This window comes from Mycolicibacterium bacteremicum (assembly GCF_002086115.1).
GTDB classification, from domain to species: Bacteria; Actinomycetota; Actinomycetes; order Mycobacteriales; family Mycobacteriaceae; genus Mycobacterium; species Mycobacterium bacteremicum.
Window position 1 is genome coordinate 70,693 of the sequence record NZ_MVHJ01000025.1, and the last position, 6,377, is coordinate 77,069.

General features: G+C 67.9%; 6 protein-coding genes. 3 read left to right on the forward strand and 3 right to left on the reverse strand.

What is annotated here, in order from left to right; genetic code table 11:
* Window positions 1-4: 4 nt before the first annotated feature.
* Together polA and BST17_RS22415 are read right to left on the reverse strand one after the other, a co-directional pair.
* Window positions 5-2,725 carry a DNA polymerase I gene (polA, locus tag BST17_RS22410; protein WP_083061104.1) on the reverse strand — a complete coding sequence of 907 codons (2,721 nt, stop codon included), beginning with the start codon at window positions 2,723-2,725 and terminating at the stop codon, window positions 5-7.
* Between the two features lie 73 nt (window positions 2,726-2,798).
* Window positions 2,799-3,680, reverse strand: a complete 882-nt coding sequence (locus BST17_RS22415; protein WP_083061105.1) for a LysR family transcriptional regulator — start codon at window positions 3,678-3,680, stop codon at window positions 2,799-2,801.
* A 70-nt stretch (window positions 3,681-3,750) separates the two neighbouring features.
* On the opposite strand from BST17_RS22415, the gene BST17_RS22420 reads away from it, so the two are divergent.
* Window positions 3,751-4,887: an FAD-dependent monooxygenase gene (locus BST17_RS22420; protein ID WP_083061106.1), complete on the forward strand. Its 1,137-nt coding sequence runs from the start codon at window positions 3,751-3,753 to the stop codon at window positions 4,885-4,887.
* Window positions 4,887-5,564 (forward strand): alpha/beta fold hydrolase, encoded by a 678-nt coding sequence (locus tag BST17_RS22425; protein WP_083061107.1) that lies wholly within the window; start codon window positions 4,887-4,889, stop codon window positions 5,562-5,564. The genes BST17_RS22420 and BST17_RS22425 overlap by 1 nt, the downstream gene beginning before the upstream one ends.
* Window positions 5,565-5,672: 108 nt before the next feature.
* On the opposite strand, the gene BST17_RS22430 is transcribed toward BST17_RS22425, so the two are convergent.
* On the reverse strand, window positions 5,673-6,038 hold the full coding sequence (locus BST17_RS22430; protein WP_083061108.1) for a hypothetical protein: 366 nt from the start codon (window positions 6,036-6,038) through the stop codon (window positions 5,673-5,675).
* 142 nt (window positions 6,039-6,180) lie between these two features.
* Here BST17_RS22430 and BST17_RS29730 point away from each other — a divergent pair.
* On the forward strand, window positions 6,181-6,377 hold a 197-nt coding region (locus BST17_RS29730; RefSeq protein WP_234807775.1), incomplete at its 3' end, for a zinc ribbon domain-containing protein.

Here is a 6,377-nt window from a genome sequence, read left to right on the forward strand (position 1 = left end):
CGGGTCAGTGCGCCGCGGCGTCCCAGCTGCGTCCGTACCCCACCGAGACCTCCAAGGGCACGTCGAGCGGGTAGGCGTTGCCCATGTGCTCGCGCACCAGTGCCTCGAGCGTGTCGCGTTCGCCCTCGGCCACCTCGAACAGCAGTTCGTCGTGCACCTGCAGCAGCATCCGCGATTTCAGGCCGGCCGCCTTGATCGCCTCGTCCACGTTGATCATCGCCACCTTGATGATGTCGGCGGCACTGCCCTGGATCGGCGCGTTCAGCGCGGCACGCTCGGCGGCCTCGCGGACGTTGCGGTTGCTGCTGTCCAGTTCGGGCAGGTAGCGCCGACGACCCAGCACCGTGGAGGTGTATCCGTCCTTGCGGGCCTGGTCGACGACATCGCGCAGGTAGTCGCGGATGCCGCCGAACCGGTCGAAGTACTGGTCCATCTGCTGCTTGGCCTCTTCGGTGCTGATCTTCAGCTGAGCCGACAGGCCGTAGGCGCTGAGCCCGTAGGCCAGGCCGTAGGACATCGCCTTCACGCGGCGGCGCATCTCGGCGTCGATCTGGTCGATCGGCACGTCGAACGCGCGCGACGCGACGAAGGAATGCAGGTCCTCGCCGGTGTTGAAGGCTTCGATCAGGCCCTCGTCGCGCGACAGGTGCGCCATGATGCGCATCTCGATCTGGCTGTAGTCCGCCGTCATCAGCTCCGCATAGCCCTCACCGACGACGAATCCGTCGCGGATACGGCGACCGGCCTCGGTGCGGATCGGGATGTTCTGCAGATTCGGTTCGGTCGACGAGAGCCGGCCGGTGGCCGCGATGGTCTGGTTGAACGTCGTGTGGATACGACCGTCGGAGGCCACCGAGTTGAGCAGTCCGTCGACGGTCACCTTCAACCGGGTGGCGTCCCGGTGGGCCAGCAGATGCTGCAGGAACGGGTGCCCGGTCTTGTCGAAAAGCCCTTGCAGCGCATCGGCATCGGTGGTGTACCCGGTCTTGGTCTTCTTGGTCTTGGGCATCTCCAGTTCGTCGAACAGGACGACCTGCAACTGCTTGGGCGAGCCGAGGTTGATCTGCTTGCCGATCACCGCGTAGGCGGCCTCGGCGGCATCGCGGATGTGGTCGCCGAATTCGCTCTGCAACTCCTGCAGGAAGCCGACGTCGACGGCGATACCGCGAGTCTCCAGCTCTGCCAACACACGCTGCACCGGAAGCTCCATCCGGCCCAGCAGCGAGGAGGAGTCGATGCGGGCCAGCTCCTCGTCCAGCGCATCGGCCAGGTCGAGCACCGCAGCGGCCCGCAACAGCACCGCCTGGACGGCCTGCTCGTCGATGCCCTCGTTGTCGTCGAGCAGCGAAAGCTGTTGCTGTTCTGGATTTTCGGCGCGCAGTTCGCGCTTGAGGTACCGCAGCGAAAGGTCGTCGAGGGAGAAGCTGCGCTGGCCCGGCCGCACCAGATAGGCCGCCAGCGCGGTGTCGGAGGTCACCCCGGCCAGTGTCCAGCCCCGACCCTGGAGGTCATGCATGGCGAGCTTGGCCTCGTGCAGGGCCTTCGGCGGCCCCGGATCGGCCAGCCAGGACGACAGCGCGGCCTCGTCGTCGGGATGGATCGTGGTGGTGTCGATGTAGCGGCCGTCGCCGTCGTTGGCGACGATGGCCAGGGCGGTGGCGTCACTGTCGAAGGCCAGGTGGGTGCCCACCACCGCGACGCCGAAGCGGTTGCCCAGGCTGTGCTCGGCCAGCCAGGCCGCCAGTTCGCCGGGCGCCAGCGCACCGCCGCGCACATCGAAGCCCTGATCGACCTCGGGGTCGGCCGAAGCGAGCGTGTCGAACAGCCGGTCGCGCAGCACCCGGAATTCCAGATCGTCGAACAACCGGTGGATGTGGTCGCGGTCCCAGGGCAGCATGCGCAGCGTGTCCGGTGTCTGCGGCAGCGGCACGTTCTTCACCAGCTCGGTGAGCTCGCGGTTGAGCACCACCGAGGACAGGTTGGCGCGCAGGGCATCTCCGACCTTGCCCTTGACCTTGTCGACGTTGTCGACGAGCCCCTGTAGCGAGCCGTGCTCCACGATCCACTTGGTCGCGGTCTTCTCCCCCACCCCCGGGATCCCCGGCAGGTTGTCGCTCGGGTCGCCACGCAGTGCGGCAAAGTCGGGATACTGCGCCGGGGTGAGGCCGTACTTGGCCTGCACCGCCTCCGGGGTGAACCGCGTCAGCTCGCTGACACCCTTGACCGGGTACAGGATGGTGACGTCGTCGCTGACCAGTTGCAGCGAGTCACGGTCACCGGTGACGACCAGCACCCGGTACCCGGCGTCCTGGGCCTGGGTGGCCAGCGTGGCGATGATGTCGTCGGCCTCGAACCCGGGCTCGGCGAGCACGGTGATCCCGAGTGCGCCGAGCACCTCCTTGGTGATGTCGATCTGGCCGCGGAACTCATCGGGGGTCGCCGAGCGGCCCTCCTTGTACTCGGGGTACTTCTCCTTGCGGAAGGTCTGCCGGGAGACGTCGAAGGCCGCGGCGACGTGACTGGGCTCCTCGTCGCGCAGCAGGTTGATCAGCATGGCGGTGAACCCGTAGACGGCATTGGTGGTCAACCCGCCCTGGGTCTTGAAGTTCTCCGCGGGGAGCGCATAGAAGGCACGGAAGGCCAGTGAGTTGCCGTCCAGCAGCATCAGCGTGGGCTTGTCGGTGCTCGTTTTCTTTGCGGCGGTCTCGGTCTTCGCGGGGCTCACGCCCCCAACTCTAGGCACCCACCCCGACAGATCCGCACGCCGTTCGCCTTCCCCGCGCTGGCCGCGGCCCGGGTCAGGAGGCGTGGCGTGGTGGATGGCGAATCCGGTCGCGCAGCAGCCGGGCCGCTGGGCTCGTCATATCGCGCCGCCATGCCCACACCAGGCGTCCGCGCAGTGCCGGAACCAACCGCAGGGCATGCAGTCGCGGATTGTTGCGCGCCATCGATTCGGGAAGGATGGCCACCCCGAGGCCATGCGCGCCGAATTCGGCCAGTTCCAGCGGACTGGTTGCCTCGAACGCCACCTGTGGGGTGATCCGGGCAGCGGCACAAGCGGTGTCGAGCCGCGTCCGCAACCCGGTTCCCACCGGCAACGAGATCAGCCGATGCCCGACCAGTTCGTCCAGCGTCAGGGTCTTGCGCCGGGCCAGCGGATGGTCGAGCGCCACCGCGGCGTCGATGGCCTCGTCGGTGACGATATGGACGTCGAGTTCCGGCGGTTGCCCGTCGACACCGATGGACACGATCGCGAGATCGAGGCGTCCGTCGGCAAGCTTGTCCAGCAATACATCGGAGTTGTCGGTGCCCAGTGTGATCTCGACCGCGGGGTGGTCGGCGTGAAAGTCGGCCATCAGGCCGGCGACGTCCACCGGATGCAGCGTCACCGTGCCGATGGCCACGGCGCCGCGAATCAGACCGGCGACATCGTCCACCGCACGCCGGGCCTGGCGTACCGCCGCCAGCGCCGCCAGCGCGTGCGGGAGCATGGCTTCGCCCGCCTGGGTCAGCCGCACATCCCGATTGGACCGCACGAGCAACGCCTGACCGACCTGTCGCTCCAGGCGGCGGATCTGGGCACTGACCGCCGGTTGCGCCACCCGCTCCCGTTCGGCAGCGCGCGTGAAGCTGCGCTCCTCGACCACCGCGACGAAGTACTCCAGCTGGCGCAGCTCCATAACAGATGATTATAGGAACGAGACGTAATCACTATTGGACTTATCCATCCAGCTCGCACACGGTGGAATCATGCATCCAAAAGTACTCATCGCCGGTGCGGGCATCGGTGGACTCACCACCGCGCTCGCTCTACATGGCCGCGGCATCGCGTCGACAACCCTGGAACGCACAGCGGTCCTGCGCCCCCTGGGCGCCGGGATCAATCTGCTGCCGCACGCCGTTCGGGAACTGTCCGACCTGGGACTCGGTGCCGCGCTGCGCGATATCGCCGTGGCCCCGGATTCGATCGGCTTCTACGCGGACTCGGGCGAACTCCTGTTCCGTGAGCCCCGCGGGCATGCCGCCGGCGACGGTCATCCACAACTGTCCGTGCACCGTGGCCGTCTGCAGATGATGCTGTTCGACGCCGTCACCGACCGGCTCGGCGCGTCGGCGGTGCGCACCGGCGCGGGCGTCGCGGGTTTCGATGAGAACGCCGACGGCGTGTCGGTGCGCACCACGGCGGGCACGTTCACCGGCGACGCGCTGATCGGGGCCGACGGGATCGGATCGGTGGTGCGCCGGGCCCTGCATCCCGGGCCCGATGCGTTGCTGTGGTCGGGCATCACCATGTTCCGCGGCGTAGCCCGCATCCCGGCCTTCCTGGACGGGCACACCATGGCGATCGCGCAGGGCGCCAACGGCATCGACCTGGTGACCTACCCGATCGGTGACGGATTGGTGAACTGGGTGCTGCAGGTTCCCGAGGGCACGCCGGGACCGCTCGCCGGTGACGCACAGTGGAATGCGCCCGCCACCGCGGCGGAAATCCGCCGGCACGTGGCGCGCTGGACATTGGACTGGCTGGACCCGGCCGCGTTGATCGAGGCGACCGAACAGATCTTCCGATACCCGATGGTGGACCGGGACCCGTTGCCGCACTGGGGAACCGGTCGCGTCACGCTGCTCGGCGACGCGGCGCACCCGATGTACCCGGTCGGCGCCAACGGCGGATCCCAATCCATCGTCGATGCCCGGGTGCTGGCCGACGAGTACGCCGCCGACGGGATCGCCGGGCTGCACCGCTACGCCCGGCAGCGGCGCGGTGAAACCGCCGAGGTGATCGCCGCCAATCGCGACATGCACCGCACGTCCGGCCGCACACCGGCGGACCTGGACCGCATCACCACGAAATATCGCAACGACACGGCAAGGAGCAACCGCTGATGACCACCTACGTCCTGATCCCCGGAATGTGCCACGGCGCATGGTGTTTCGATGATCTCGCCGCCGCGTTGCGCGCCGAGGGCCACCGCGTCCTGGCGCTCACGCTGACCGGGGTGTCCGAACGCGCACATCTACTGCCCGGCGGGGTCAACCTGGATACGCACATCACCGATGTGCTGGCCGCGATCGACGCCGAAGCCCGCGGCGATGACGACCTCGTGCTGGTCGGCCACAGCTACGGCGGCATGGTGATCACCGGCGTCGCCGACCGGATACCGCAACGTGTCGACTCCCTGATCTTCCTCGATGCGATCGTCCCGCACGATGGCGAGTCCTGCTGGGATCTGGTCAACGACGAGGAACGTCGCTGGTACGTCGAGGTCGACGACACCGGTTTCGGTGTGCCGCCCATGCCGTTCTTCGACGAGCGCGCCACCTCGCACCCGCTGGCGACGGTCCTGCAACCGCTGCGCCTTCGCGGCGACCTGAACAGGTTCCGCCAACGGGTCTTCGTCTACGCGCTGGACTGGCCGGGCGACTCGCCGCTGCGACCGTCCTACGAGCGGGTGCGCGACGACGCCGGCTGGGTGATCCACGAACTCGACGGTAAGCACAACCTGATGCGCGACAACCCCGACGATCTGCTCCGCATCCTGCTCGACGGGTCGCAGCGTTGACCGGTACGGATCCGATCGATCGTCATGTCCACCGCGTTCTCCGCCTCGATGAAGACCGCGAGGGTGACGCCGCACATCCCCGCCCGGTCCGGGAACGGGTCGGGCGTCTCAGTAACCGAGCAGCTTGCGGAACTGCCGGCCGACGGCCATCGACTGCCCCATCCGCTGCACCCAGCCGTCCAGGGCGGCCTTGGTGTGCGCGGGATCCCAGCCCCGTTCGCCTGCCAGCGTGATCATCGCGGCCTCGCCGGTGACGCCGCGTGCCTGTGCGGCACGGGCCAGATCGGCGTAATCCTGCAGTGAGATGCCGTTGATCGGCTCCCAGATGGGATCGTCGACAGCAACCGAGCGCGTCGACGGACCGCCGAACGCGGCGGGGTCGATGGGGCCGGCGCCGTGCACGTGCACCATCCCCTGTTGGGCGGCGGCCGCGGCCTCGCGGGCCTTTTCCTTGGCTTTGTCGAAGAATCCCATGGCGATATCCGTTCTGCTGGGGACCGGCGATGTCACCGGTGCGTGTTCACGGACAAGTGCACGCCCTGGGCCGCGCTACCGATCCCAACACAGAACTGCAACACGTTTCAGTTTTGGGGTTGGGCCGGTTATTCTGACCCTCGTGCCAGCACCAACCACAGAACCCGCGTTCGAAGGGTGGTTCGCCACCGATGACGCCGGTGACACCCATCTCATCGGCGGCAAGTGCACCGAGTGTGCGACCTATGTGTTCCCGCCGCGGGAGACCAACTGCCCGAACCCGGCCTGTGACAGCGACACCCTCGCCCTGGTCCCACTGTCCCGGCGCGGCACGGTGTG

Bases quoted from the DNA above. Each gene is read 5' to 3' on its own strand.
- BST17_RS22415 (WP_083061105.1), bottom strand. From the start codon at position 3,680: ATGGAGCTGCGCCAGCTGGAGTACTTCGTCGCGGTGGTCGAGGAGCGC.
- BST17_RS22420 (WP_083061106.1), top strand. From the start codon at position 3,751: ATGCATCCAAAAGTACTCATCGCCGGTGCGGGCATCGGTGGACTCACC.
- BST17_RS22425 (WP_083061107.1), top strand. From the start codon at position 4,887: ATGACCACCTACGTCCTGATCCCCGGAATGTGCCACGGCGCATGGTGT.
- BST17_RS22430 (WP_083061108.1), bottom strand. From the start codon at position 6,038: ATGGGATTCTTCGACAAAGCCAAGGAAAAGGCCCGCGAGGCCGCGGCC.